This window comes from Providencia sp. 2024EL-00732, assembly GCF_044006275.1.
In the GTDB taxonomy this organism is placed as follows: domain Bacteria; phylum Pseudomonadota; class Gammaproteobacteria; order Enterobacterales; family Enterobacteriaceae; genus Providencia; species Providencia huashanensis.
The window spans coordinates 35,750-59,919 of the sequence record NZ_JBIPDG010000018.1; the positions used below are offsets into that span (position 1 = coordinate 35,750).

Here is a 24,170-nt window from a genome sequence, read left to right on the forward strand (position 1 = left end):
TTGGTAAATAAATGTATCAATAGCGCAAATTGCTGAATATTTATTATACAGATCCGTTAGAATGGGCTTTCGTTAGAAGGCTCATTCTATTTTTAGGTGGCTTGAGAGCCTTTAGTCAAAAATACAAGAAATAACGGATTAAGGGGTAGTATGGGGAAACACGTCGCAGTGACATTGGGCACTATTGAGCCCCTCGCATTTTTAGACAACATTAACTCGGGGAAAACCGCACTGATATGTGAAGGTGGTGGGCAACGAGGGATTTTTACTGCGGGCGTACTGGACGAGTTTTTAATTTCCGATTTTAATCCTTTTGACTTAATGATTGGTACCTCTGCTGGGGCACAAAATCTTTCTGCTTATATCTGCGGCCAAGCAGGTTATGCACGACGAGTGATTACTCGCTATACCACCAATTCTGCTTTCTTTAACCCACTACGGTTTATTCGTGGGGGGCACCTTATTGACCTTGACTGGTTAGTTGAAACAACGGCAAAAGAATTACCATTGCGGATGCAAGCAGGGCTTGAATTACTTGCATCAGGGCGCGAGTTCTATATGGGGACAAGCCGCAGCGATGACTTTATGGCTGAGTTCTTACAACCTACAGCAGATTCTTGGTTAGATATTATCCGTGCTTCGAGCGCTATTCCTGGTTTTTATCGAACAGGTGTTGAGCTTGGTGGGACTTTGTACCTCGATGGTGGGATCAGCGCGGCGGTTCCTGTTGAAGAGGCTTATCATCGTGGTGCTGAGACGATTGTTGTGATCCGTACAGTGCCATCACAAATGTATTTTACGCCTGAATGGGTGAAAAGAATGACTCGCTGGTTAGAGGGGGATAGTAATGGCTTGCAGCGCATGGCTGCAATGTTAAAAATTCACCTTAAAAGCTACCGTAAGACGCAGGAATTTATTGAAAATCCACCTAAGGATGTACAGATCTTTGAAATTTACCCACCGGTTCCACTCAAGAGCAGTGCGCTGGGAAGTAAAGTTTCTTCATTGAACCAAGATTATCATACGGGTAGACGATGCGGCCGCTATTTTATGGCGGCACTTGGGGATGCGTTTATTGAAAATAGGCGTAGATTTAGCCGTACCTTAGAGCAAAAAATAGAATTAAACCCGATTGATATACAAATCGAGCCAGAAGAACATCGAGATTTAGTCCCTACAATGGCTGTACAGCCCCTAAAAGGGATGCAAGCTAGTGAGAAGCTAGATGGATAATCTGCGGTTTATTGACACCCATTGCCATTTTGATTTCCCACCTTTCAGTGATGCATTTACTGACAGTTTAGCGCTTGCTAAGCAAAATGGGGTGAGTAAGATTATTATTCCAACTGTCAGTGTCGATAATTTTGCACGCGTGTGGCAACTCGCACAGCAGCACTCATCGTTGTATGCCGCGATGGGCTTTCACCCGTTGTACTTAAGCCAGTATCAAGATCAACACATTGATATTTTAGTCGATTACCTTAATAAAAAAGATAAAAACTGTGTGGCGATAGGGGAGATAGGGTTAGACCTTTACATGCAAAATCCACAGTTCGAGCATCAACAAAAAATACTTTCTGCACAATTAAGGCTGGCAAAACAATTCGATTTACCTGTTATTTTGCATTCACGAAAAAGCCACGATCAGCTAGCGGCGATATTGCGCCGTATGGATGTCCCTGCTCGTGGTGTTATTCATGGCTTTGCAGGGAGCTTATCTCAAGCACAAGCTTTTGTTAAACTTGGCTATTATATTGGTGTTGGTGGGACGATTACTTATGAAAGAGCCAATAAAACACGTAATGTGATATCTAATTTACCCCTTTCCTCGTTACTGCTAGAAACGGATGCACCGGACATGCCAGTGTCAGGTTTTCAAGGCGAGCCAAATCGGCCAGAACGTATTCAATGGGTTTTTCGTGCATTATGTGAACTTCGCCACGAATCCCCCGCAGAAATTGCCCAACAACTTTACAACAATAGTTTGTCGTTATTTAATCTAACGGAGTAAAACCGCAAATAAACGATAAATAATATTTATGTAAGCTTGCTACCTATCTATTTTGCTCCATTCATATTTTGCTTTGGTTGATGAGATGTTTAGTGCCTTTCCAGACTAAACCGAGTCTTGTTTGTGATTTTTGTCACATTATTTGAATTTTTATTGTTTATTGCACCACGTATTTGTGATGAGTATTGCGGGTTATTCATGATGACTAGGTATAATCATCAAACTAAGAGACAAGGTGACGTACACGTTTCCTTATATATCAATTTAAAATCAAGTGAACAGGGATCCTTCCATGCAGCTCATTATGAGTATTATAGGAATGGCGGTGCTTATCGCGATAGCCGTCCTATTTTCTAGCAATCGCCGGGCTATTCGACTCCGCACAGTCGGTGGTGCATTTTTAATCCAACTTGTTATTGGCGCATTTGTCCTTTATGTTCCCGCGGGGCGTAGTGTGCTCCAAGGAATGTCTGACGCTGTTTCTAAAGTTATTGGTTATGGTCAAGATGGGATGAGTTTCATCTTTGGGGGCCTTGTTTCCGATAAAATGTTTGAATTATTTGGTGGCGGCGGCTTTATTTTTGCTTTTCGCGTGCTGCCTATCATCGTCTTTTTCTCATCACTGATTGCGGTTCTTTATTACTTAGGCATCATGCAGTTAGTGATTAAGGTATTAGGCGGTGGTCTGCAAAAAGTCTTAGGAACCTCCAGAACAGAATCGTTATCAGCCACAGCGAATATTTTTGTTGGTCAAACAGAAGCGCCACTGGTGGTACGTCCATATATCGCAACAATGACAACATCTGAGCTATTCGCCATCATGTGTGGTGGTTTGGCATCTGTTGCAGGGTCAGTATTGGCGGGTTATGCTCAAATGGGCGTCCCAATGGAATACCTGATAGCTGCATCCTTTATGGCAGCGCCGGGTGGGCTATTATTTGCCAAGCTGATGGTACCAGAAACAGAAGATGTTAAAGACAGAGTTGATGCGACGGATTTAGTTGCTGAAGACGAGCGTCCTGCTAACATTATTGATGCAGCCGCTTCAGGGGCTTCATCAGGGATGCAACTTGCGCTGAACGTGGGTGCAATGTTATTGGCTTTTATCGCGTTGATCGCGTTAATTAATGGTATTTTAGGTGGAATTGGTGGCTGGTTTGATTATCCTCAATTATCACTGGAGCTATTACTCGGTTGGTTGTTCGCACCGATTGCATTTCTCATTGGGGTGCCATGGAGCGAAGCGACAGTCGCAGGGTCTTTCATTGGCCAAAAAATTGTTGTGAATGAGTTTGTTGCATTCATGAACTTTGGTGAGTACATGAAGGCAGATGCTGAGGTTTTAGCCGCGGGTAAACAAGTGTTATCTGACCATACAAAAGCGATTATTTCTTTTGCGCTGTGTGGGTTTGCTAACTTATCATCTGTCGCTATCTTATTAGGTGGTTTGGGCGGAATGGCGCCAAGTCGCCGCGGTGATGTCGCACGCTTAGGCATGAAAGCGGTTATGGCAGGTACACTGTCTAACTTAATGAGTGCAACAATTGCAGGCTTCTTCCTGACTTTAGGTGCAGCGGCAGTTGCTTGATGTTGTTTCGAGGGGCAAAAGCTGGCTCTCTTAAACAAATATAACGGAAGGGCTCTTGTCCTTCCGTTTTTAATTTGATGCGTTATATTCTTTTGTGAATTTTTATATCAATCGAAAATTTTCAACTACTCTTAACGTAGTAAATTAATGATAAAGCATGTATCGAAAAGCCATTTGAGAGAATAAAATGGCCGTCAGATTAGGTATAATTGTAATCTGTATCACATTTATTATTTTAATAATGTAACATTCAGTCGATTAATGTGATTTGTAGCACATAAAATAACGCTATTCCATGGTCTACTATCATTAGTAAGCTGCTATGGAACTGCTAGTTCTCAGAGTAAAGTTACTCTAGGGCATGATGCGGTGAGAAGGATCTCAGCTGCTCAGTTCGGAAAGTATCCGACTAGCATCTTTAAGGAACCAAGCCCGCTCGCCAACAAAGAACGTGTCGTTCTGAAGAATTAACAACGTTGGAGAGTTATATGACTGATTTAAAAGCAGCCGCACAACGCGCGCTGACCCTGATGGATTTAACCACTTTAAATGATGACGATACTGATGCAAAAGTGATCGCATTATGCCATCAGGCGAAAAGCCCAGCAGGTAATACAGCTGCAATCTGTATTTATCCTCGCTTTATCCCTATTGCACGTAAAACATTACGTGAACAAGGTACTCCAGACGTCCGTATCGCGACAGTAACGAACTTCCCTCATGGTAATGATGACATCGAAATCGCATTAGCTGAAACTAAAGCGGCGATTGCTTATGGTGCAGATGAAGTTGACGTGGTTTTCCCATATCGTGCGCTGATCGCGGGGAATGAAAAAATTGGTTTTGATTTAGTGAAAGCCTGTAAAGAGGCTTGTGCTGCGGCAAATGTGTTGCTGAAAGTGATTATTGAAACCGGTGAATTAAAAGAGGCGGCATTGATCCGCAAAGCTTCTGAAATTTCAATTAAAGCTGGCGCTGATTTTATTAAAACATCAACAGGTAAAGTGCCTGTTAATGCAACATTAGAAAGTGCAGAAATCATGATGCAAGTGATCCACGATATGGGCGTAGCCAAAACGGTTGGTTTTAAACCGGCTGGTGGCGTTCGTACTGCAGAAGAAGCAGCAGATTACTTAGCATTAGCAGGAAGAATTTTAGGTGACGATTGGGCTGATAGCCGCCATTTCCGTTTTGGCGCATCAAGCTTATTAGCAAATTTATTAAATACGCTAGGTTTTGACGTTAAAAAATCAAGCAGCAATTATTAATTTTCGCAATATTGTTAACCGATAAATTCGACTTTAAAGGAGTATATCGTGTTTCTGGCACAAGAAATTATTCGTAAAAAACGCGATGGTAAACCACTAAGTGAAGAAGAAATTCGTTTCTTTATCAATGGTGTTCGTGATAATTCAGTATCAGAAGGTCAAATTGCGGCATTAGCAATGACTATCTATTTTAATGATATGACGATGCCTGAACGCGTTGCTCTGACATTGGCAATGCGTGACTCAGGGACAGTTCTTAATTGGAAATCACTTAACCTGAATGGCCCATTAGTCGATAAACATTCGACTGGTGGAGTAGGCGACGTGACTTCACTGATGCTTGGCCCTATGGTTGCAGCGTGTGGTGGTTATGTTCCGATGATTTCAGGCCGTGGTTTAGGTCATACTGGTGGTACATTAGATAAACTCGAAGCAATTCCAAATTTCGATATTTTCCCTGATGATTCCCGTTTTCGTGACATTATCAAAGACGTAGGTGTTGCCATTATTGGCCAAACAAACTCATTAGCACCTGCAGATAAACGCTTCTATGCCACCCGTGATATTACGGCAACAGTTGATTCAATTCCGCTGATCACCGCATCAATTTTAGGTAAAAAGCTGGCGGAAGGCCTTGATGCTCTTGTTATGGACGTCAAAGTTGGTTCCGGAGCATTTATGCCGACTTATGAAAAATCCGAGCAACTTGCAGAATCGATCGTTAAAGTCGCAAATGGCGCTGGTTGCAAAACAACCGCGCTATTGACTGATATGAATGAAGTATTGGCATCAAGTGCAGGTAATGCGGTTGAAGTGCGTGAAGCCGTACAATTTTTAACAGGTGAATACCGTAACCCACGTTTGTATGAAGTGACTATGGCACTGTGTGTTGAAATGTTAGTGTCTGGATCATTAGCGGCTAATCGTGATGAAGCACGCCAGAAGTTACAAGCGGTATTGGATAACGGCAAAGCAGCTGAAGTCTTTGGGCGCATGGTTGCGGCTCAAAAAGGGCCAGTTGATTTTGTTGAAAATTACAATAAATACCTACCAACCGCAGTATTAAGCAAAGCGGTCTATGCACCAAAAGACGGTATTGTCACACATATGGATACCCGTGCATTAGGTATGTCAGTCGTGACGTTAGGTGGGGGACGCCGTAAAGCGTCAGACCCAATTGACTACAGTGTTGGTTTGAGTGATATCGCGGCGTTAGGTTCTAAAGTAGATACACAAACGCCATTAGCTATTATCCATGCGAACAGTGAAAAAGCATGGGAAGACGCTGCGAAAGAAGTGCGGGATGCAATGGTGATTGGAGATAAAGCTCCACAAGAAACACCGATGGTATATCGCCAAATCAGCGAGTAATAAACAGAGATTATAGTGGTATGTTGACTTGAATGTACCGCGGGAGAAAAAATATGAAACGCACATTTATTATGGTTTTAGATTCCTTTGGGATTGGTGCAGCGCATGATGCGCATAAATTCGGTGATGAAGGTTCAAACACATTGGGCCACATTGCAGATGCATGTGCTCGTGGTGAAGCAGATATTGGTCGTAAAGGCCCTCTTCATTTACCTAACTTAACTAAATTAGGTTTAGGTAAAGCAGGAGAAGAATCAAGCGGTTCATTCCCTGCGGGGTTAGATCCTAATGCAGAAATTATTGGTGCATACGGTTATGCAAGCGAAATTTCTTCAGGTAAAGATACGCCATCAGGTCACTGGGAAATAGCAGGTGTGCCTGTGCTTTTCGATTGGGGATATTTCTCTGATGAAGAAAATAGTTTTCCACAAGAATTGCTGGATATCTTAGTTAAAAAAGCCAACTTACCGGGTTATTTGGGTAACTGCCACTCATCAGGTACGGTCATCCTTGACCAACTGGGTGAAGAACATATGAAAACGGGGAAACCGATTTTCTATACTTCAGCAGACTCTGTATTCCAAATTGCTTGTCACGAAGAAACCTATGGCTTAGACAAACTGTATGAGCTGTGCGAAATTGCTCGCGAAGAGCTAACTAAAGGTGGTTACAATATAGGTCGTGTTATCGCTCGCCCATTCGTTGGCGATAAAGCAGGTAACTTCACACGTACTGGTAACCGTCATGACCTAGCAGTTGAGCCACCAGCTCCAACAGTATTAAAAAAATTAGTTGATGAAAAACAAGGTGAAGTCGTTTCTATTGGTAAAATTGCCGATATTTATGCGCACGTTGGTATCACTAAGAAAATCAAAGCAACAGGTATTGATGCACTGTTCGATGCGACCGTTGAAGAAATGAAGCTGGCGGGTGATAACACTATTGTATTCACCAACTTTGTTGATTTTGACTCCGCATATGGCCATCGCCGTGATGTAGCAGGTTACGCCGCTGCATTAGAACTATTTGACCGTCGTTTACCTGAGTTAATGAAACTGGTTAAAGAAGACGACATTCTGATTTTAACCGCAGACCATGGTTGTGACCCAACCTGGCCAGGTACTGACCATACACGTGAGCATATCCCAGTGCTGATTTATGGCCCGAAAGTTAAACCAGGCTCATTAGGCCACCGTGAAACGTTCGCGGACATAGGGCAAACAGTTGCAAAATACTTTGATTTGTCTCCGATGGAGTATGGTAAGCCAATGCTCTAATACCCATTACCCGTCATACTTTGAGCTGTAGCGGTGTTGGCTGCACAAAACCACCCTAATCACATACTTGTGTATGCTCATAGGGATGGTTTTGTTTGCCGCCTTGCTACAACTCAAATTATTTAGGGTAATTTCGAGCAATTAAAGGGCGATGGGCGAGTTTTGTCGTCATGCTTTTAGCTGTAGTTCGTTGGCTGTACAAAACCACCCTAATCACATACTTGTGTATGCTCATAGGGATGGTTTTGTTTGCCGCCTTGCTACAACTCAAATTATTTAGGGTAATTTCGAGCAATTAAAGGGCGATGGGCGAGTTTTGTCGTCATGCTTTTAGCTGTAGTTCGTTGGCTGTACAAAAACACCCTAATCACATACTTGTGTATGCTCATAGGGATGGTTTAGCTTGCCGCCTTGCTACAACTCAAATTATTTAGGGTAATGGCGGGGAATTAAAGGTAATGGGCAAGGCTTTGCTGTCATCTTTTTTAATAATAAGGTGGGAGACCACCTTATTAATTTAACAATATTTAATCGTTTAAAGGGAAATAATCATGGCAACTCCACATATTAATGCAGAAATGGGTGATTTCGCTGATGTCGTTTTGATGCCAGGCGACCCATTACGTGCAAAATACATCGCTGAAACTTTCCTTCAGGATGTTCGCCAAGTCAATAATGTGCGTGGCATGTTAGGTTTTACAGGGACTTATAAAGGTCGCAAAATCTCTGTTATGGGTCACGGCATGGGGATCCCTTCATGCTCTATCTATGCAAAAGAGCTGATCACCGATTTCGGTGTAAAAGTGATTATTCGTGTGGGCTCATGTGGCGCAGTGATGGATGATGTAAAACTGCGTGATGTTGTAATAGGTATGGGCGCTTGTACGGATTCGCGTGTTAACCGCCAACGTTTTAAAGAAAATGATTTTGCAGCGATTGCAGACTATGACTTAGTCCACAATGCGGTTGAAGCAGCAAAAGCAAGAAACGTGAATGTGCGCGTTGGTAATTTGTTCTCTGCGGATCTGTTCTATTCACCAGACCCTGATATGTTTAAAGTGATGGAAAAGTACGGCATTCTGGGGGTTGAAATGGAAGCTGCAGGTATCTATGGTGTGGCGGCTGAGTTTGGTGCGCGCGCATTAACGATTTGTACCGTTTCTGACCACATCAAAACGGGTGAACAAACCACGTCAGAAGAGCGTCAAACTACGTTCAATGAGATGATTGAAATTGCATTAGATTCAGTGCTATTAGGCGATAAATAGTCGTTAGATGTTTTCATTATGCACTAAAATGCCACCTATTGTGTGGCATTTTTTATCGCTATTTTTTGATTCTACTCATCATCACGGCATCGACATATTGCCCATCACGAAACGCATAGTCTCTCATGCGGCCTTCGAGTTCAAAGCCAAACTTTTCATATAGCCCAACACCACTGCCATTTGCCGCAAATACTTCTAACTCAATACGGCGCACATTCAACCAGTTATCGCAATAATCCACCATCACTTGCATCAGTTGTGAGCCAATACCTTTGCCTTGGTGAGCTTCACTGACGGTAATACCGAAAGTGGCGACATGGCGACGGCGCACTTGGTTAGGCTGACTAATGACTAGCAAACCTACAACTTCCTTATCAATAGTGGCAACAAATTGTGTTATCAACGGATCACTCGTGCCTAGCCGGGCTTCCCATATTTTTTCGCTTGGATAAGGAAGTTGCAATGTGTTGGCATATGCCGAATAGTCAGCGTGCATTTGGGTGATTGCAGGGACATCGTCCAGTGTTGCTCTGCGGATGGTTACATTATTCATATAGAATCTCTTTATCGTTATTTATTATAAGAATATTAATCACATTAAAACGATAATCTGTCAATCGATAGTCATCAACGTCATGAAAGGCATTACAAATTGAGTGACTAAAAATAAACAAAATCGCTATCTGATATCACAACATAATAAATAGATATACGATTTTGGCTATATAGCGTTCAGTAATTTATTCAGAGGAATTATCATGCTTGAATCAATGAGTAAAAAAAATTTTTTCACTAGTTTAACAATGAAAAAAGTTCACATAAAGAGTGCTCCAAAAAAAGTTAAAAAATATGTTACTAAACAAATTAAAAATATTAAACAGACTCCAACATTATCGCCCATAAATCTAAGAGAAAAGAATAAAAATAATATTGATGATATTAAATATGCAGAGCCTCCTCTTCACGGTGTATTGAAAGGTAATAATCTAACTCAAGTTGGACTTGAAAGAAATGAATATAGAATAAGAGTCATTAAGAGGACGGAATGGCCGCCATTGATGGAAGCGATTACCATTCCAAATGAAATAGAAGAAAATTTCTATAGCTTATTGAAAAATAATAAAGTAGACAATAAAAGCATTGATCTCATTAAAGAAATAATTAGAGAAATGAAAAAAACGAAATCTTCGGATGACGTTGTTATTAAAATTTATGACTTTTATGAGCTTTTTATAGATAAAGAATATGTTACAAATGAATTCATTGTTAGCTATTTAAAAGAACCAATGGAGATAGCTAAAAATACACAATGTATTTATTTAAAACCTCTTCCTCCGCTACCAAAAGAAACTATAAAAATACCAGAACCGATTGATGTTGCTAATCAGTTATATAATAAATTAACTAAAAAAATTTCTGAAATGAGTAGAATAAAAGATGTTCCCGATAAGCTATTTATTCACTTTAGAGAGAATGTTTTGAGTTTGAAGAGAGAAGAGAAACCAGAAGTATTTATTAAGAAACTAAATGAGTTATACGAATATGCATTTGAGATCTTACCGCAGGCAACGCTGAATAGAATTGAGAGTAATCTTGGTGATTATATAAAAATAAAGACTGCAATAGTCAAGCCTGTCCGTATATTCGATGATCTCAAGAAGAAACCTAAAAGCTTACGGGAGCGATTATTAAATACTATTGAATGTAAATTATTTTTTCTCATAAAAAAAATAAAAAAAGCTTATTTAGAGGTAAAAAAAATCTTTTGTTTTTGAATAGCAATAATGATAGTGCTGGATAAAAAAGCCAACAATATATTGTTGGCTTTCTAACCTTAATGACTGAATTAAGGCGTCATCATAAACACTTTTGAATTCTGCCCTAAATATTGATGAGATAAACGATTAATATCCTTAACCGTGAGTTGATGAATAATACTTTGCTGTTGGTTTAAACGCTGGTATTGCCCATCATCAGCGGCAATCTGTGCCAGAGCTTCGGTCCAATAACTTGAACTATCAGTGACTTGTGCATTTTCTGTCAGCCAAATATTTTTTGCTTCGGTTAACTCTTTTTCACTCACACCGGTTTGACGAATTTGCCCAATCGTTTTTTGGGCAATTTGCGTCATTTCCTCAGCACGTTCTGGAGAGGTGGTGAAATTCAAGCGAGCAAGGTAATAAGGCTGTGGTTTTTTCGCTAACATTTGTGAAAAACCGAGCGCATAGATACCACTGGCTTTTTCTCTTAACTCACCACGTAAACGCTGACTAACAATCGTATCAATCAGTTGTATTGCAAGTTGGTCTTGCTGTGACCACATCGCAGGTGAGGCGAATTGAATGCTGACCATGCTTTTATCACTACTACTGATGGGATAAGTTTTATTAAAACTGGCCATTTTTGGCATGATGCCTTGGTCACGAGATTTTAGTTTTTGGTCGCTCGCAGGGAGAGACGCTAACCACTTTTCTAATATTGGTTTGAGGTCACGACTGTTTATGGCCCCTGAGATAACCAACGTCATATCTGCTGTAGAGGTCACTAGTTGGCGGTTGGTTTTTTGCAACTGTTGCGCCGTAAATTGTTGCCAGCTTCCTTGTGGTTTGATGACTAATAGTTCGCCGTGGTGATAGCTTTCTTGATTAATATTATCGAGGAAAGTACGTTCTACGGGGGTTTTGGATAGGTTCAATATTAAGGATTGTTTTTGTTGTTCTAATTTCTCACCGCTAAATTGCGGTGCGGTTAATTTTAAATGCAACAATTGCAATGCGGTTTCTAAGTTATCAGCTGGCGCTTTACCACGAAAACCGTGAGTCAGTAATTCACTATAAGGGCGCAGAGAAATTTGGTTTTGTTTAGCAAATAAAGCCAAATCACGAGCACTGTAGTTACCGTAGCCACTGCTTTCTGGCAGCTTCAACGCCCAATCAGTTAACCCCGAAGTTTGAGCCGTTTCTAAAGAACGCCCTCCCGGAAGCTGCAAATTAAACTGAATATCATCTTTCAGGTTTTTATCTGCCTTAACAATTACCTGAATGCCATTGCTTAATGTCCAATGTTCTGTTTTTTCAACGGGCAGCTTAGATTGCTCAACAATATCACCTTTGGGAACTTGAGGTAGCTGTAATTGAATCGCTTTGGAGCGCAACGTAAATGGTCCTGGTGTGCTTTGGCGTATTTTAACCCATTGCTGATTAAATGCCGATTTGTCCATTGTCGTGGCATCAGTATCGGGGCCAATTAATGCTAAACGCGGGGAGGCAGTTTGTAGGAACTTAGCGACATGTTGTTGTAAGTCCTGCGGTTTGACAGATTTTATCAACTGGTAGCTGTTATCTAACTGCTGGCGTTTATTCCACATTGGCATGTCGTATTCAAGTGCCGTTGTCAGTTGCCCTGCTATATATTCATTGCTATAACGTTGCTCTGAAGCCGCTTGCAGGCTGAATTTTTTCAGCATGGCTTGTTTGGCCGTTTCCAGTTCTTCAGGAGTTACAGGCTCTGTGGCTAAGCGCTGCAATTCAGTGAATAACAGTTGGGTTGCCCCGATGTAATCGTTACCCTTTGGATGAATAATCATCAACTGTTGAAGGCGTCGGTTATCCAGCATCGACCCTTGCTCATTGATACTAATGGAGGGCAAGATGCCATTATCGACTATGACGGAAAAGCGTTGATTTAAAATGGCTAACCAGAGGTTATCTAGTAAATCTTCGGATTGTCCTAAGCGCGTATTTAGCGGTGCGCTGACATCCTTTTGTAACGCAAATTGCACATAACGCGCCCCTTGCTCTTTATCAAACACCCCTTGCACTAACATATTGGTTGAATGGGCGAATTGTTTCCATTGTGGGTTATCTTCTGCCACTTTTTCGGGTTTAGGGAGTGCAAATAAATTATCAACCTGATTGCGTATTGATGAACTATTAAAATCACCAATAATTAATAGCGACATTCGTTGAGGTTGATACCATGTTTGATAATAGTTTTTCGCTTGCTCAATCGGGGCATTGCGTACGATATCTAATGAACCAATGGGGTTGCGTTCAGCGTAACGGCTACCGTGGTAACGTAATTTTTCTAAACTATCGTTGATGCGATAGCCCATTCCTTGACGTAAACGCCATTCTTCGATAATCACTGGACGTTCTTTTTCAAAAGCATCTTGGTCAAATGTCATATTTGACGCCCAATCTGCCATTACTTGTAAGCCAATGGCAACTTGTGCTGTCGAGGCTTCTGGTAGTGATAATTTATATAGCGTGGAATTTAAACTGGTGATCGCATTAACATGACTACCAAGTTTTAACCCTTGGTGCTCAAGCTGCTTGAAACCGGTCGTGCCCGGGAAGTGTTTGGTGCCTTTAAAGGCCATATGTTCAGTAAAGTGCGCAAGGCCAAGCTGCTGTTCATTTTCTTGTAATGAGCCACTGCCGACTAATAAACGCAGCTCAACGCCCGGTTGATTACGTTGTAGAAGGTAAACTTGCAGTCCATTCTCAAGCTGATAGTGCTGAAGGTCATTGCGCACTGGTAAGCGGTTGTTTGAAGTTGGGTTGGTGGATACACAACCGATAACCGTTAGGCTGGCTATTATGGTGAGGGCTATTTTATGAAGCATATTCAGGTGTTCCTGTATTCAAAAGGTCTTTACTCACAGGTTCGGTGAGATGCAGTTGTTGTTCTGCAAACTGAGCAACAAAGCTTTGATGGCTTACTAAGACAATGGCACTGTCATGCAACTCTGCTTTTAATAGGGCGATTAGCTCTAAAGCACTGTTGTCATCAAGGGCCGAGGTTGTTTCATCTAATAAAAGTAGTTTTGGTCGGTTGAGCAATAAACGCGCAAACATAATCCGCTGTTGTTCCCCACCAGATAAACGGTTATTCCAATCGGTTTCGAGTGCTAGTTGATGATGCAGTTTTTCTAAGCCAACTAAAGTTAACGCATATTGAAAATCTTGCTGACTGAATTGAGATGTCGTTTTAGGGTAAGCCAGTAGGTTATCCAAACGACTTATGGGCAGATAAAGGCGCTGTGGAACCCACATAACTTGCTCTGTTCGGGTAATGGTACCGTTAAAAAATGGCCAATGTCCGCTAAGTGTACGTAATAAAGTCGATTTACCAATACCGGAACGGCCACTAATCAAGGTTAATTCGCCTTGCTTGGCAGTTATATTCACAGAATTAATTAAGCAGCGGTTGTCTGCGGTAGAAACTGATAATTTAGCCTGCAGTGGTGGCGATTTTTCGTCGAGAGTCACTATAGCCTTGTTATCGTTTTCCAATAAAACAACAAAATTATATAAACGGGAGACTGTTGCCTGCCATGCTGCGATTTCTTTATAGGCAAAAATAAACCAACCGAGTGAAGTGGCAACACTGGTAAACGCTTGGCGTAGCTGCATTAAGCCACCCAACATAATTTCACCCGCAAGGAATTTAGGAAGAGCGAGTAATACAGGTGCTAAAGCGGTGACTTGTTGGTAACCAACAGTGTAGAAAGATAAGTTTCGTTCGCAGCGGATCAGGCGGTTCCAGTTACTAATAATTTCACCAAAGCGCCCCATCAGTTCTTTTCTATCTTGGGTCTCACCACGTTGCCCTGCGATGGCATCGCCATGTTGGCGACAATTAATTAATGCACTACGGTAATCGGCTTCACGGCGTTGTTTATCCATATGTAAACGGCGTAGTGGAAAACCAATCCATTGAGTAAGCGCGATACCAATTAGGGTATAAATAATACATGCCCAGAACATATAGCCGGGTAGGGTCCAGTCGCTATCGGCAAAATTAAACGATAGGCTGCCAGACAATGTCCAAAGAATCGCAGCAAATGAAATCAGCGTTAACATTGAGTGGAGGAATGTCACCACTAAATTTAATGTTGATTCAATCAGTAAACGAATATCTTCGGCGATACGTTGGTCTGGGTTATCGGGCTCTTGGGATGTTAGTCTTAGTAGGTAGTGTTTACTGTTCGGTGACAACCAACGGCTAAGTACTTGCTCGGTCATGCCTTTGCGCCAACGGATAATTAACATTTGCTTTAGGTAGTTACCCATCACGACGACAAAAATTAGCCCACTGACTAAGATCACGAAGTATTGCAATAAACCATACAGCGCTTGGCCGTCGAGTTTTTGTAGGGCGTTATAAAAGTCCCCATTCCACATATTCATTTTGACGTTGAACCAAACTGAGGACAGTGTGAGCCCAAGTGAGGCAAACAGGAGTATCCAGCACAAAAGGGCAGCACGCTGCCCCCAAAAAGGTTTAACTAAATAGAAAAATTGTTTCAGTGTCTTCATGACGTTTTATTCATTTGTTGTTTTAATTTAATGATTAATATTGTGTTAATTGCTCACATTGCAGCTATGACTTAAAAATCATAATTCACTTGTAACCAGAATTGACGACCCGGCTCATAGGCTTTAATGACACGGTTATCGTATGTAAAACGATCTGATATATTTCTATTATTCAATACGTTGTTGACTTCAACTGAAATGCCAAAACCGTAAGCGAAGTCAGGTTTCCAGCCTAGACGAGTATCCCATGTGTATTTACTTGCGAAGTGTTGTTTGGTGTATTTACGAACTTGACCATATTCAGGGTCAAAATCGTACGCATTGTCATAGCGAACGGCTTGAGAGCGAGATCCCCACCATTGCAGCCGGTTGTACCAAGTGACGTCGTAGTCATCCCAAACACTGGTCATCTCTAGATTAAGTTTAATTGGTGAGTTAAAACTGGTAGACGGTAATTTTGATGCATCGATAATTTTGCCGTTGTAAGAGACTTTATCGAGGTTAACGCGATTGCTAGGGTCATATGAGCTGTAACCCGCATCTTTTGGCGTATTACTTTCTGTTTGCTGCCATGTGAAAGACGCTGTCATAACATGAGACGCATCAGCCCATTCCCAAGGTTGGCTATTATTAACGGAAAGGGTTACGGTGTCGTGTGAGCTGCGACCGCCATTATCAAAAGTACGGATACTGCGTGTATTTGGATCTCGGGGATTGTCATACTTGGTACGGTTCCTGACTTCATCATAACCTTCACGATGCACATATTGTAAACGCCATGTGGTGGATAAAATATCTTGTTGTAATGCAAGAGTAAGTTCATCGTTATACGGTGTTTTTAATGACTCCAGCCCCTCATAATCTTTTTGGTTATCCCAATCATTTTTGTTTGGATTTAGAGAACAAGCCATTGATTCGCTATATGCCATACAGTTTTGCATACCGTCATTCTGTGCACCATATAGCGCATAAGTCAGCATTGAGCGGCCATAATAACGGTTAGCCCCCGCAATAATTTGGGTTTTGCCATCCCCAAAGACATCGTAGATCCCACTTAAACGAGGAGCAATATTGGTACGGTTTACAAAATCATCACGATCGAGACGAACTCCAGGACGTAGCGTTAATTTGCCATATTGAATACTGTCATCAAGAAAAATGGCATAGTTGGTATAATCTGCAGAATATGAGCCTTGGCGGAAACGCGTTATGTTGCTAAGGTACCCTGAGTACATGTTGTCTAGCCCAATCTCTCCGGTATAGGTATAACGGAAATAATCACGATCTCGGACATAAGTCCCTTTGGTATAATTCGCCTCAGCCCCTAAAGTGGAAGTATGAGTTAAACCTAAAGCATCTTCTTTAGGATCAAAGCGCATCACGGTTTTTAAGCCGTGAGTTTTTTGTTTTGATTCCAAGTCTCCTAAACCGCCACTGTTTTGTTCAACCATGTTCCAGTTGTCATCGAATGCACGTATTGTTAGAGAGTATTTTTGATCATTTTTACGATCATCTTTCAGGTCTTGTGTACTTGCGGTAACTTCAAGCTGGCCGAGGTCAAATTTTTGTTTGTACACAGCAGTGAAGCCAAGCCCATCATGGGTTGAGTCATATCCTGAATTGGCAATCGTTGATGAAAAGAGGCGGCTATCGTAATTAGCATAATTGGCAGACAAATCTAATGAACTCTTCTCTGATAAATCTATCGAATATTTTAAAAAGTAGTTATCAGAGATACGGCGCTGGTTTTTTTTACCGTAAAAACCGTCAAAAGGTACGATTTGGTTATTTTCAAGCACATAAGCTTCACCACCAACGACAGTCATTGGAATAGTAGAACTACGGCGAGAGGCAGAAAATACGATACCTGAATTATCGGTTACACCCGCTTCAAACCAGCCACCAAAGTCACTTTTATCATAGCGATTTTGGAAACGAGCAGGATTGGATGTGTCATTTTTTGATGTATCAATACCTTGAGTGGAATCGTGGAAAAGGTTGTTCCAACCGGAGCGGGTTAAGCGATAATACGCGTGAGCGCTATTTTCCCCTTGCCAGCGGCGGCTATTTACTTCTACCGTTCCCCCCGTAAATCCACCAAATTCGACAGGAATGTTATTGTCATACACCGTCATACTGTCGATAAGACGGCTATCGATGTAGATCCCTTGGTCGCTACTGCTCAAACGGGTTGAGGTTTCACCAAGACCATTGTCCGCGGGGTCAAAATCGTTGTTAAAGCTTACTCCATCAAGGCGATAGGCGTTTTGGTAGCTGCTTGAGCCGTGGATTGAGATACGGGAAGGTTTGATTTCCCCTTGGTTCATTGAATTACTGTCATTGTTGGCAAATTGCACTGCTGGATTAGTCTTCATTAAATCGGTGATATTGCCATCGCCCGTATTTTTTTGGCTAATTTCTTCAGAAGTCACATATTGCGGTGCTGACATAACATCGGTCGCAGGGTGGTTTTGTATCACACCAGACACTTGGGTTTCCGGTAAAACCAATGTGCCTTGGTTTAAATTCTGCTGGTGGATAACAAAAACACCATTTTCATTGACAAGTTCTAAGCCGCTACCGATAAGTATTTTTTGTAATGCGGTTTGTGCGGAGTAGTTGCCCGATAATGCAGGTGCTCGTAGGCCATTAAGTTGGCTCTTATCATATAGCAACTGGATTTGCCCTTGGCGGCTAATTTCAGCAACAGACTTAGCAAGGGGTTGCTCTGGCAAAGAGAAGGTAAGTTCTTGCGCAGAAGCTGATTGACAAACAATGGCACTACTCACTGCGACAGCAAGAGCGAGCGGCCTTAACCGGCTTTGAGTAAACTGAATTGACATAGATATCCCTTATTCTTAAGCTGCACAAAAAGTGTGCGAAAAATGCGTCATTAAAAGAATGACTACTTAAGAAGAGGGTGAAATGAGAATTATCCTCACCTGCAAATGAAAATATTTTTCATTTGTTTTTTTTATTCTGAATAATCAATATGTTATTTTTATCTTGATACACGACTTGTACGGGTAATAATGATGGGAGAGCTTGAAAGAACTGTTCAGGGTGGCGCAAATTAATACGACCAGAGATTTTACTCTTGGCTAAACTTGCTGGCGAAAGCTCGACATGGGCTGACGAATAGCCACTTAATTCATCAAGTACCTCAGATAGCGGTTTATCGACAAATACTAATTCACCAAAACGCCAGCGGGCCACTTCTAACGCGTCAATATGTTGGCGCGTAATTTGGCTATTTGGCGTAGGGCTAACGGCGCTATCCCCCGCCAGTAAAAAAATAGGCTGGCCATTGTCAGTATTTTCAAAGCTGACAATGCCTTGGCTAACATTCACTGAAACTTGCTGTGCGACTTTATTGACTTCAAATTCAGTGCCAACGACTTGAATGCGTCTTTTATCCGCTTGGATAATAAATGGTCGGTAAGGGTTTGATTTTACTTTAAAATAAACGTTTCCCTTTTCAAGTGAAATATTACGGACTGGGGTTTCGTAGGCCACATGAATACGGGTATTACGGTTAAGAAATAACTGGGAGCCATCTGGTAATGTGACTTCTTTAGGGGAGTCTGTAGCGACTAAAGTCATGTTATTAAGTAACATTGAAGGCAGGTGGCTGTAGGGTAAGAATAGAACAGCAGCAATAAAAACAGCCGCTAAGGTATTCCCCAAAGGGCGCCAAAGGCGAAAAAAAGGGCGTTTTTTCTCTGTAAATTCGACACTGTCAGGGCGGGGGAGCATGTCAAACTCCCGCCAAACAGCGGCAATCGCATCATAAGCTTTGGCATGTTCAGACGAAGCCGCGAGCCATTGCTTAAATTGCTCGGTTTCAAGTGCGCTGATGCGTTGGCTGTGCATGCGAGTAAACCACAGCGCCGCTTCCTCATCAATACGGTTTGCATCATCTGATGTTTGCAAAGAATTATGTGTCATTACGGGTTATTGCCCTGATTATCAAGGTGTTTTTTACAATGAACTAGTGCTGCCGCAATATGTTTTTCCACCATACTGATTGAAATTTCCATTCGCTCAGCAATCTCACTTTGAGATAACCCATCAAAACGATAAAGTAAAAAAGCTTCTCGTCGGCGAGGGGGTAATGTTTCGAGAGCGTCACTTAACAGCTGGATACGTTGCTGATGTTCCAGAATTTCACTGGGATCAGCTTGCCTTTGTTCAAGATTGAATTCATGTATGACTTCATCAATGGGGGTTTCTGATGTCGTTTGACGTTGGTTGCGTCGCCAGTGATCAATTAAAACATGATTAGCAATTTTAAACAGGTAAGCTCGGCTCTCTTTTACTGGTGTTTTTTCTTTGCGATTAAGCCATAGTGTAAACACATCCTGTGATAAATCATCAGCATCATTGCTGTTATCTAGCCGATTGCGGAAAAAGCGCACAAGCTGGCTATATGTTGACTGATATGCTCCGCTAATTTTGCGGGCAAGGGATTTATCAATAGTCATTTTGCTGGTGTTAATATCATAAAATGCACAAACAAGGAGTGGGGACCGATGAATTGTGCTGATTAATAATCTGCTCAGATTACTTTTGTAATTAAATCAATGGGTTATTTTTCAGACTGTGTTTTTACTAATAATAATGAATATCATTTTTGTTTGTATTATGCCTATAATTAACAAAAAATAAAGTCGTGAGGCAGAATATGAGCAGTATGACGGGCAAGTTCGAGCGCCCGATTTTCCGTCCACTGGGCGGTTTGTTTTTAAGTTGTCTTTTCCATGGAACACTGGCAGTCATTTTCATCGGATGGTTTACTACTTCAATCCCGAAAACAGGGGTATTGCCACCTGCAATTTCACTACAACTCGGGGTATACCAGTTAGAGCAGCAGGCTGAGCCTGAGGTTAACCATGCGCCAAAGCAGCAAGTCACAACGCATGAAGAAGTTTTGCCAGAGGTAGTTGAAAAAACGGAAAAATTATCAGAAACTGCCATCGTAGATAATGGGACGTTAACCAAAGTTAGTGAGAAAAAGCGCCCACCGAAAAAGAAAACAGTACAAGAGAAAAAAGTGCTTGAAGAGGTTCCTACTGCAGATCAAGAGTCCACAGTAACCTCTGCTCCCGCGTCGGGGAGTGAAGCGAGTAGTCGGGCAAATTTTTCCAGTAATGCCTCTGCTGCACTAAGCGGTCACCAAGGCTGGCAGAGTGAAGTCCATCAGCGTATTGCAAAGTCAAAACGTTACCCACGTGCGGCCCTGCGTTTCCGTTCAACTGGGGTTTCTCAGGTAAAAGTGGTTGTGGACAGTAAAGGTGAGGTTATTACTGCCAGTTTATTTAATTCATCGGGAACTAAAATATTGGACAAAGAAGCCTTAGCCACAATTTCACGTGCAGCACCTTTCCCTATGCCACCAGAAACACTGTTGGTGGATGGGCGAGTCGAATTTGTTGCACCAATCGTGTTTGATACTACTTCGATTTAAAATTAACAGTTATTTATCGGCCTGAGGAGGCTTGCTTTTGGGGGCAGGCCGCTTTGGACGGTAAGGCCTAGGTTCTTTTTTTCGTCTCAGACGGGCTGGTTTAGGTTTTATTGTTGTTTTGCTAGTAAGGTCATCAGGTTCGTTTTCTTCAGGGTTATCTTCAGTATTTACCACTAATGGCGGTGGCTGTTTGTGGCCTTTCTTTTTCTTTAAACGCAATAATGTATTGGCTAAAACAAAACCGATACATAAAGCGAACAGAATAAAAATCCTTAATACATTCGTACTGTTATCTGCTTGCTGAATTTCAGCAGAAAGTAACTCGGTATCGATAGTTAAACGCAAATAGCCCTTTGGCTCTTTTGCCCCTTGGATTGGTACAACTAATTGATATTGAAAGTTTTGTAGTGATGAATTGCCATCGATAGCTAGCCGTTCTTTTACGGTGGCAGGTTCGCCGACTTGTGTCACAAGAACGCCATTGGCAGTGTAGATGCTGGCATCTAAAATATACTTATCTTTTGCAATGTTATTTAAATTGGCATTAATTCGGTCTAAATTAAAATCTTTGCTGCCGGGGACAATATAATCGGATAAGCTGAAAGCGACTTGTTCTGCGAGCACGTAGGTCAATTGTTTAAACTGTTCAATTCGGTTTTGGTTTTGGCTATTACCCAAATATGAAACACCATGCATAAGTAAGGTTACCAGCGCAATGCAGATAACAATAATGACTGTTTTATGTAGCCTAAAAGTTTGTTTCATTTGGTTAGTTGATGCTCTTTGTCAGTATATCCGTCATACTTCAGGTTATCGTATTGTTAGCGGCACTTCACTACCTAAAATGAGTGATTTAAGGTATAAATTGCAGCGGTATATAAGATTTAAATAGTATACATAGTTAATCGGCGCAAAAACTAAGGCGTTGGCGTTAAGTATAGTGGCTTCGTTCGGCTACTCGCAACTCATCATTAAAATAAAGATTACATCGATTACAGGAGCTAATTTTCATGTCAACGAGTTTGACCTATTGTTATTTACCCGACGAGATCCAAAAATGGCCCGGTTTGCCACTTTCTTTGAGTGGTGAAGAAGTGATGCCTCTGGATTACCGTGCAGGTGACAGTGGGTGGCTACTATATGGCCGTGGATTAGATAAAGCTAGGATCAGTAATTTCCAACAGCGATTAGGGATCGCGATTGTGATTGTGTCATCATGGCGTATTGATGATTACCAAGTTGTCAGAATCGCTGGGAGTATTACCCCTAGGATTAAAAAGCTCGCTGATGAATGTTTATTAGATGTGGTACCGCTAGGGCAAATTCCACGTTTGCGTTCACCAGGTCTGTTATTGATGGATATGGACTCAACTGCCATTCAAATTGAATGTATTGATGAAATTGCTCGTTTAGCCGGTGTTGGTGAGCAAGTCGCAGAGGTGACAGAGCGTGCAATGCAAGGGGAGCTAGATTTTACCGAAAGCTTGCGCGCACGCGTTAGCTTACTAGAAGGTGCAGATGCGTCAATTCTTGACCAAGTATTGGAAACATTGCCTTTGATGCCAGGGTTGACTAATTTGGTGCGTAAACTTCAAGCCATGAATTGGCATATTGCGATAGCTTCTGGTGGGTTCACTTTCTTTGCTAATGATTTGCAGCAGCGGTTAAAACTCGCAGCCGCAGTTGCTAACCAGCTCGAAGTTAAAAATGGCAAACTGACTGGTAAAGTCAAAGGGCCAATAGTCGATGCAAAATATAAAGCCCAAACGTTGGTCAAACTAGCTGAAAAACTGGAAATACCTATCGAACAAACAGTGGCAATCGGCGACGGGGCAAATGACTTGAAGATGATCCGTAAAGCAGGGCTGGGTATTGCATATCATGCGAAACCAAAGGTGTATGCAAGGGCGAAGGTGGCTATTCGTCACGCGGATCTCATGGGGGTGATGTGTGTGTTGAGCGGGGGCTTGAAGCACGAGGAACGCTAAATATTCGTTATATTTCGTGCTGTGGCGGTGTTGGCTGCACTCGGCTGCTTGGGTCACATACTTTTGTATGCTCCCCAAGACATCCTCTTTTGCCGCCTAGCCACAACCCGAACTATTTTGAATATTGGTATCGATATTTTATGGTTTGTGAGATAGCAATAATCTAAAACTAAGTTAATTATCAAGAGGAGTTTGCTGTGGCGAAAGGGGTAAAAAGGGCGTTTGTCTGTAATGAATGCGGGGCGGATTATCCACGTTGGCAAGGGCAGTGTAGTGCTTGCCATGCATGGAATACCATTACAGAAGTGCGTCTGGCCTCAACAAGCTCTTCATCGCGTAATGACCGTTTAACGGGCTATGCAGGGAATGCGGCTGGGGTAAGTAAGGTTCAGAAATTATCTGAAATCAGCCTCGAAGAACTTCCTCGTTTTACTACAGGCTTTAAAGAATTTGATAGGGTGTTAGGCGGAGGCGTTGTGCCGGGTAGTGCCATTTTAATTGGCGGGAACCCGGGGGCGGGTAAAAGTACATTATTGCTACAAACCATGTGCTTGCTTTCACGTGAAATGAAAACCCTCTATGTCACTGGGGAAGAGTCATTGCAACAAGTGGCGATGCGTGCGCATCGACTTGGTTTGCCAACAGATTCGCTCAATATGCTATCCGAAACCAGTATTGAACAAATTTGTTTAACCGCGGAACAAGAACAGCCGAAACTAATGGTAATAGACTCCATCCAAGTGATGCATATGGCCGATATCCAATCATCACCGGGCAGTGTGGCGCAAGTTCGTGAAACAGCCGCGTATCTGACTCGCTTTGCGAAAACCCGCGGTGTTGCGATTATTATGGTAGGCCATGTCACAAAGGATGGTTCACTTGCGGGGCCAAAAGTCCTTGAGCACTGTATTGACTGTTCTATCATGCTTGATGGTGATGCCGATAACCGTTTTCGCACGTTACGTAGCCATAAAAACCGTTTTGGTGCCGTTAATGAACTCGGGGTATTTGCTATGACGGAGCAAGGGCTTAAAGAGGTCAATAACCCATCGGCAATTTTCTTAAGTCGCGGTGATGAAGTGACCTCTGGCAGTTCCGTTATGGTGGTCTGGGAAGGGACGAGGCCATTGCTGGTGGAGATCCAAGCCCTAGTTGACCATTCGATGATGTCTAATCCTCGTCGGGTTGCTGTCGGGCTTGAACAAAACCGCTTAGCGATTTTGCTGGCCGTGTTGCACCGTCATGGTGGCTTACAAATGTCGGACCAAGATGTTTTTGTGAATGTGGTGGGTGGCGTCAAAGTGACTGAGACCAGTGCTGATTTGGCGTTATTGCTTTCTTTAGTTTCAAGTTTTCGAGACCGGCCGTTACCTAGGGATCTTGTGGTGTTTGGCGAAGTTGGGCTAGCAGGGGAAATCCGTCCGGTTCCAAGCGGGCAAGAGCGTATCTCTGAGGCGGCAAAACATGGTTTTAAACGTGCGATTGTGCCTCATGCTAATATGCCCAAAAAATCGCCGCCAGACATGAAAGTCTACGGGGTGAAAAAGTTGGCGGATGCGCTCAGCATTTTAGATGAGCTATAACGCTTATTACTAAGAGTAAAAAGGAA

Annotated in this window: 18 protein-coding genes; 11 read left to right on the forward strand and 7 right to left on the reverse strand. The window is 42.2% G+C overall.

The window, feature by feature from the left end:
* The first annotated feature begins 150 nt into the window (after positions 1-150).
* The 7 genes from ACHB7C_RS19355 (at position 151) to deoD (ending at position 8,783) form a co-directional block, all read left to right on the forward strand.
* Positions 151-1,233 (forward strand): patatin family protein, encoded by a 1,083-nt coding sequence (locus tag ACHB7C_RS19355; protein ID WP_129466886.1) that lies wholly within the window; start codon positions 151-153, stop codon positions 1,231-1,233.
* Complete coding sequence (locus ACHB7C_RS19360; RefSeq protein WP_129466885.1) at positions 1,226-2,011, forward strand: TatD family hydrolase; 786 nt, start codon at positions 1,226-1,228, stop codon at positions 2,009-2,011. Before ACHB7C_RS19355 ends, ACHB7C_RS19360 begins: the two co-directional genes overlap by 8 nt.
* A 304-nt stretch (positions 2,012-2,315) precedes the next feature.
* Positions 2,316-3,599 (forward strand): NupC/NupG family nucleoside CNT transporter, encoded by a 1,284-nt coding sequence (locus ACHB7C_RS19365; RefSeq protein ID WP_173424848.1) that lies wholly within the window; start codon positions 2,316-2,318, stop codon positions 3,597-3,599.
* Between the two features lie 488 nt (positions 3,600-4,087).
* Positions 4,088-4,867 carry a deoxyribose-phosphate aldolase gene (gene deoC, locus ACHB7C_RS19370; RefSeq protein ID WP_048608471.1) on the forward strand — a complete coding sequence of 260 codons (780 nt, stop codon included), beginning with the start codon at positions 4,088-4,090 and terminating at the stop codon, positions 4,865-4,867.
* A 48-nt stretch (positions 4,868-4,915) separates the two neighbouring features.
* The gene (gene deoA, locus ACHB7C_RS19375) at positions 4,916-6,238 is read left to right on the forward strand and encodes a thymidine phosphorylase (protein WP_071547692.1); all 1,323 of its coding nucleotides are present in this window, start codon (positions 4,916-4,918) and stop codon (positions 6,236-6,238) included.
* A 53-nt stretch (positions 6,239-6,291) separates the two neighbouring features.
* Positions 6,292-7,515, forward strand: coding sequence for a phosphopentomutase (gene deoB / locus ACHB7C_RS19380; RefSeq protein ID WP_272678378.1), 1,224 nt, complete (start codon positions 6,292-6,294; stop codon positions 7,513-7,515).
* A gap of 551 nt (positions 7,516-8,066) precedes the next feature.
* Positions 8,067-8,783, forward strand: coding sequence for a purine-nucleoside phosphorylase (deoD, locus tag ACHB7C_RS19385; protein WP_004914779.1), 717 nt, complete (start codon positions 8,067-8,069; stop codon positions 8,781-8,783).
* A gap of 58 nt (positions 8,784-8,841) precedes the next feature.
* Here the strand turns inward: deoD and ACHB7C_RS19390 are convergent, their stop codons facing one another.
* Positions 8,842-9,336, reverse strand: a complete 495-nt coding sequence (locus tag ACHB7C_RS19390) for a GNAT family N-acetyltransferase (protein WP_166686103.1) — start codon at positions 9,334-9,336, stop codon at positions 8,842-8,844.
* A 205-nt stretch (positions 9,337-9,541) separates the two neighbouring features.
* On the opposite strand from ACHB7C_RS19390, the gene ACHB7C_RS19395 reads away from it, so the two are divergent.
* Positions 9,542-10,558, forward strand: a complete 1,017-nt coding sequence (locus ACHB7C_RS19395; protein WP_349483845.1) for a hypothetical protein — start codon at positions 9,542-9,544, stop codon at positions 10,556-10,558.
* A 71-nt stretch (positions 10,559-10,629) separates the two neighbouring features.
* Here the strand turns inward: ACHB7C_RS19395 and ACHB7C_RS19400 are convergent, their stop codons facing one another.
* The 5 genes from ACHB7C_RS19400 to ACHB7C_RS19420 form a co-directional block, all read right to left on the reverse strand.
* A complete protein-coding gene (locus tag ACHB7C_RS19400) occupies positions 10,630-13,410 on the reverse strand; it encodes a pitrilysin family protein (protein WP_221078704.1) in 2,781 nt (926 codons plus the stop codon).
* A complete protein-coding gene (locus tag ACHB7C_RS19405; protein WP_129466882.1) occupies positions 13,400-15,106 on the reverse strand; it encodes an ABC transporter ATP-binding protein/permease in 1,707 nt (568 codons plus the stop codon). Before ACHB7C_RS19405 ends, ACHB7C_RS19400 begins: the two co-directional genes overlap by 11 nt.
* A gap of 71 nt (positions 15,107-15,177) precedes the next feature.
* The gene (locus ACHB7C_RS19410) at positions 15,178-17,949 is read right to left on the reverse strand and encodes a secretin and TonB N-terminal domain-containing protein (RefSeq protein ID WP_395348247.1); all 2,772 of its coding nucleotides are present in this window, start codon (positions 17,947-17,949) and stop codon (positions 15,178-15,180) included.
* Positions 17,950-18,067: 118 nt separating this feature from the next.
* Entirely contained in the window at positions 18,068-19,054 is a 987-nt protein-coding gene (locus ACHB7C_RS19415; RefSeq protein ID WP_395348249.1) for a FecR family protein, read from the reverse strand.
* On the reverse strand, positions 19,054-19,590 hold the full coding sequence (locus ACHB7C_RS19420; protein ID WP_048608459.1) for an RNA polymerase sigma factor: 537 nt from the start codon (positions 19,588-19,590) through the stop codon (positions 19,054-19,056). The genes ACHB7C_RS19415 and ACHB7C_RS19420 overlap by 1 nt, the downstream gene beginning before the upstream one ends.
* Positions 19,591-19,790: 200 nt before the next feature.
* Between ACHB7C_RS19420 and ACHB7C_RS19425 the strand changes: the two genes are divergently transcribed.
* A complete protein-coding gene (locus tag ACHB7C_RS19425) occupies positions 19,791-20,573 on the forward strand; it encodes a TonB family protein (protein WP_395348251.1) in 783 nt (260 codons plus the stop codon).
* A gap of 9 nt (positions 20,574-20,582) precedes the next feature.
* On the opposite strand, the gene ACHB7C_RS19430 is transcribed toward ACHB7C_RS19425, so the two are convergent.
* A complete protein-coding gene (locus ACHB7C_RS19430) occupies positions 20,583-21,338 on the reverse strand; it encodes an AhpA/YtjB family protein (protein WP_042847011.1) in 756 nt (251 codons plus the stop codon).
* A 245-nt stretch (positions 21,339-21,583) separates the two neighbouring features.
* Between ACHB7C_RS19430 and serB the strand changes: the two genes are divergently transcribed.
* Entirely contained in the window at positions 21,584-22,561 is a 978-nt protein-coding gene (serB, locus tag ACHB7C_RS19435) for a phosphoserine phosphatase (RefSeq protein WP_042847010.1), read from the forward strand.
* A 197-nt stretch (positions 22,562-22,758) separates the two neighbouring features.
* The gene (gene radA / locus ACHB7C_RS19440; protein ID WP_042847009.1) at positions 22,759-24,144 is read left to right on the forward strand and encodes a DNA repair protein RadA; all 1,386 of its coding nucleotides are present in this window, start codon (positions 22,759-22,761) and stop codon (positions 24,142-24,144) included.
* Positions 24,145-24,170: the final 26 nt, after the last annotated feature.

Coding starts and splice junctions, on each gene's coding strand:
- ACHB7C_RS19355 (WP_129466886.1), top strand. CDS start 151: ATGGGGAAACACGTCGCAGTGACATTGGGCACTATTGAGCCCCTCGCA.
- ACHB7C_RS19360 (WP_129466885.1), top strand. CDS start 1,226: ATGGATAATCTGCGGTTTATTGACACCCATTGCCATTTTGATTTCCCA.
- ACHB7C_RS19365 (WP_173424848.1), top strand. CDS start 2,316: ATGAGTATTATAGGAATGGCGGTGCTTATCGCGATAGCCGTCCTATTT.
- deoC (WP_048608471.1), top strand. CDS start 4,088: ATGACTGATTTAAAAGCAGCCGCACAACGCGCGCTGACCCTGATGGAT.
- deoB (WP_272678378.1), top strand. CDS start 6,292: ATGAAACGCACATTTATTATGGTTTTAGATTCCTTTGGGATTGGTGCA.
- deoD (WP_004914779.1), top strand. CDS start 8,067: ATGGCAACTCCACATATTAATGCAGAAATGGGTGATTTCGCTGATGTC.
- ACHB7C_RS19390 (WP_166686103.1), bottom strand. CDS start 9,336: ATGAATAATGTAACCATCCGCAGAGCAACACTGGACGATGTCCCTGCA.
- ACHB7C_RS19395 (WP_349483845.1), top strand. CDS start 9,542: ATGCTTGAATCAATGAGTAAAAAAAATTTTTTCACTAGTTTAACAATG.
- ACHB7C_RS19400 (WP_221078704.1), bottom strand. CDS start 13,410: ATGCTTCATAAAATAGCCCTCACCATAATAGCCAGCCTAACGGTTATC.
- ACHB7C_RS19405 (WP_129466882.1), bottom strand. CDS start 15,106: ATGAAGACACTGAAACAATTTTTCTATTTAGTTAAACCTTTTTGGGGG.
- ACHB7C_RS19410 (WP_395348247.1), bottom strand. CDS start 17,949: ATGTCAATTCAGTTTACTCAAAGCCGGTTAAGGCCGCTCGCTCTTGCT.
- ACHB7C_RS19415 (WP_395348249.1), bottom strand. CDS start 19,054: ATGACACATAATTCTTTGCAAACATCAGATGATGCAAACCGTATTGAT.
- ACHB7C_RS19420 (WP_048608459.1), bottom strand. CDS start 19,590: ATGACTATTGATAAATCCCTTGCCCGCAAAATTAGCGGAGCATATCAG.
- ACHB7C_RS19425 (WP_395348251.1), top strand. CDS start 19,791: ATGAGCAGTATGACGGGCAAGTTCGAGCGCCCGATTTTCCGTCCACTG.
- ACHB7C_RS19430 (WP_042847011.1), bottom strand. CDS start 21,338: ATGAAACAAACTTTTAGGCTACATAAAACAGTCATTATTGTTATCTGC.
- serB (WP_042847010.1), top strand. CDS start 21,584: ATGTCAACGAGTTTGACCTATTGTTATTTACCCGACGAGATCCAAAAA.